The following is a 2725-nucleotide window of genomic DNA, read 5'->3' as shown; positions in this document are numbered from 1 at the left end:
CCATCATGAACCCGGCCGTGAGCCTCGCGGCCTGACACCCCAACTGTCACCTGATCGTGCGGCAGCCCCGTCTGAGCGACTTCGTAGACTCATAGGGTGTCCCTTGATCTGAGCTTTGCAGAACAACGTCGCATCTCCACTGCCGGAAGCATCACTGCTGAAGCCGGTCAGGTTTTCACGCCGAGAGTAGCTGCCATTCTGCTGGCTTCGATGCTGGATCTGCCCGACCCTAAACGCCTCCGGGTTCTTGATCCCGGTGCCGGCACTGGGATCCTAGGCGCAGCATTGGTGAGCCTGATTCGTGAAGCACGGCCTGGCACCTCTGTAGAGCTGGTCGCAGTGGAGCGGGACTCTCGGCTGATCCCAGCACTAGGTGAGACGCTGCATGAGGTCGACTCCTTGGCGAACGTGAGTGCTTCAATCATCGAGGCTGATTATCTCCTCGACGAGTCGGGCTTGCTCGGAGGCCATGAAGCACTGGACGACCCATTCGATCTCGTGATCATGAATCCGCCCTACAGCAAGTTGGCTGCCGGTGCGCCCGAACGACTAGCCCTGCGTCAGCTTGGTGTCGAGGCGCCGAACCTCTATGCGGCGTTCATGGCTCTGGGGTTGAGTCAGCTTCGGCCCGGTGGACAGCTAGTGGCTATCGTCCCGCGCTCCTTCATGAATGGCACCTACTTTGAGTCGTTCCGCCGCTTCTTGCTGAACCGCTCAGCGCTGCGGCGCATTCATACTTTCGAGTCACGCAACACCGTGTTCCGGGATTCCGGAGTGCTTCAAGAATCGGTGATCGTGACCCTGGAAGCAGGCGGAAAGCCAGGGCCTGTAGACATCGGGGTGTCACTGACCAACGACCCTGTCCCGCACCATTACACGGTCGATTATGAAAAGGTGGTCCTGCCAACTGACGTGCACAAGTTCATTCGGATCCCGGATGAACATGGCGAGGACATCCCGGCGGACAAGACTCTGGCGGAGTTGGGCCTGTCGGTAGCAACGGGGCGCGTGGTGGATTTCCGTGCGCGGTCTTACTGCCTGGAAAACTCTGGAGATGAGACGGTTCCTCTTATTTACCCGGGCAACTTCAACAGCGGAGTTATTACCTGGCCGCGGGGCATGAAGCGTCAGAAACCGCAGCACTTCGATGCCCGTGATGACTTCTCCCGAAAACAGGTCCATGCACCGGGCCGATACGTCGTTGTGAAGCGGTTCTCGGCAAAGGAGGAACCTCGACGCGTAGTAGCGGCTGTTTGGGATGGCGAAGGACCTGTCGCTTTCGAGAACAAGACCAATGTGATCGGTCCTATCCCTGATGCGGCGGTCGCTATCGGGTTGTCTATCTGGTTGAACAGCGGACCATTGGACCGGTTGTTTCGAACCTTCTCCGGGCACACTCAAGTGAACGCCGGTGATCTCCGGACGCTGCCGATCCCTGACGAGGACACGCTGAGAAAATGGGGGTGTGACCGTGAACCTGAGCTACTCGGTCAGGATGAGATTGACCGAATAGTGACGGAGGAAGCATGAGCAAAATTGAAGATGCCCAGGAGATCCTGCGCACTCTCGGATTTGACCGGGAGCGTAGCAACGAACGGGCGGCTCTCATCTTGCTTGCTCTGGCGGATATCCGGCCGGACTCATCTTGGAATGATGCTACGAACGAGATGTATGGAACGCGCGCGATCATGGACTTCATTCGTGATGTATACGACGTGGACTACGCTGCAAATACTCGGGAGGCAATTCGCCGGTTCACCCTCCATCAGTTCAGTGATGCGTTACTTGTCGAACAAAACCGAGATCAGCCAGACCGCCCGGTCAACAGTCCCAAGTGGAACTATGCGATCCACCCAATGGCTTTAACGGTTATCAAAGCCTACGGATCTCCTCAGATCGACGAGTTAGTCGCGGAGTATTTGGATGACCGCCCCCGTCAGATCGAGACCTACGCGGCAGCCCGTGAAATGCGCCGAATCCCCGTCACGCTCCCCGAAGGCAAAGCGCTCACGCTGAGCCCAGGCGGTCAGAACGTACTGATCAAACAGATGCTTGATGAACTGTGCTCCCGGTACACACCAGGCGGAGAGGTGTTGTACGTCGGAGACGCGGACCAGAAGTGGGCGCATTTTGATCAGAAGCGCCTCAAGGATCTTGACGTAGAGGTGGATTCGCACGGCAAGATGCCGGATCTCGTGGTGTACATGCGGGACAAGAATTGGCTGGTTCTCATGGAAGCTGCCTCCTCCCACGGTCCTGTCGATGCTAAAAGGTACGGCGAGCTGTCCAAGTTGTTCGAAGGAAGCACCGCCGGACTGGTGTACATTTCCTGCTTCCCGGATCGCAAAACGATGCGGAAGTACCTTGCGGACATTGCGTGGGAGACCGAGGTGTGGTGCGCTGACGCGCCAAGCCACATGGTTCACTTCAACGGCGAACGGTTTTTAGGTCCCTACGACTGAACCTGCAAAACTGCGCCGCAGCACGGTTGATTGCGACGCAGGAACCAACCATCCTTGGCACAGCAGGGCTCCATCACTCAATAAGGATGGAGCCCTGCCAGCTCATCCCTTCGGAGGGTGCGGATCATTCCCGTAGGAATTCCGTTCCCCGATGATGCCATCCATATTCTTGATGATGTGCTGGGGCTGCCGCAGGGGCTGCCGCACGATCAGGTGACAGTTGGGGTGTCAGGCCGCGAGGCTCACGGCCGGGTTCATGATGG

2 protein-coding genes are annotated in these 2725 nt (G+C 57.9%); both read left to right on the top strand.

Going from position 1 to position 2725, the window contains the following annotated elements; genetic code table 11:
• The first annotated feature begins 96 nt into the window (after nt 1-96).
• A complete protein-coding gene (locus IE157_RS12695) occupies nt 97-1530 on the top strand; it encodes an Eco57I restriction-modification methylase domain-containing protein (RefSeq protein ID WP_193520153.1) in 1434 nt (477 codons plus the stop codon).
• Entirely contained in the window at nt 1527-2462 is a 936-nt protein-coding gene (locus IE157_RS12690) for a BsuBI/PstI family type II restriction endonuclease (protein WP_193520152.1), read from the top strand. Before IE157_RS12695 ends, IE157_RS12690 begins: the two co-directional genes overlap by 4 nt.
• The last annotated feature ends 263 nt before the right edge of the window (nt 2463-2725 follow it).

The sequence above is a fragment of the Kocuria marina genome (genome assembly GCA_014652975.1).
Classification (GTDB): domain Bacteria; phylum Actinomycetota; class Actinomycetes; order Actinomycetales; family Micrococcaceae; genus Kocuria; species Kocuria marina.
The sequence above is the reverse complement of the archived record's forward strand: the minus strand, read 5'-3'. Positions and strand labels throughout refer to the sequence as shown.

Excerpts from the sequence above, each read along its gene's own strand:
- IE157_RS12690 (WP_193520152.1), top strand. The coding sequence starts at position 1,527 with ATGAGCAAAATTGAAGATGCCCAGGAGATCCTGCGCACTCTCGGATTT.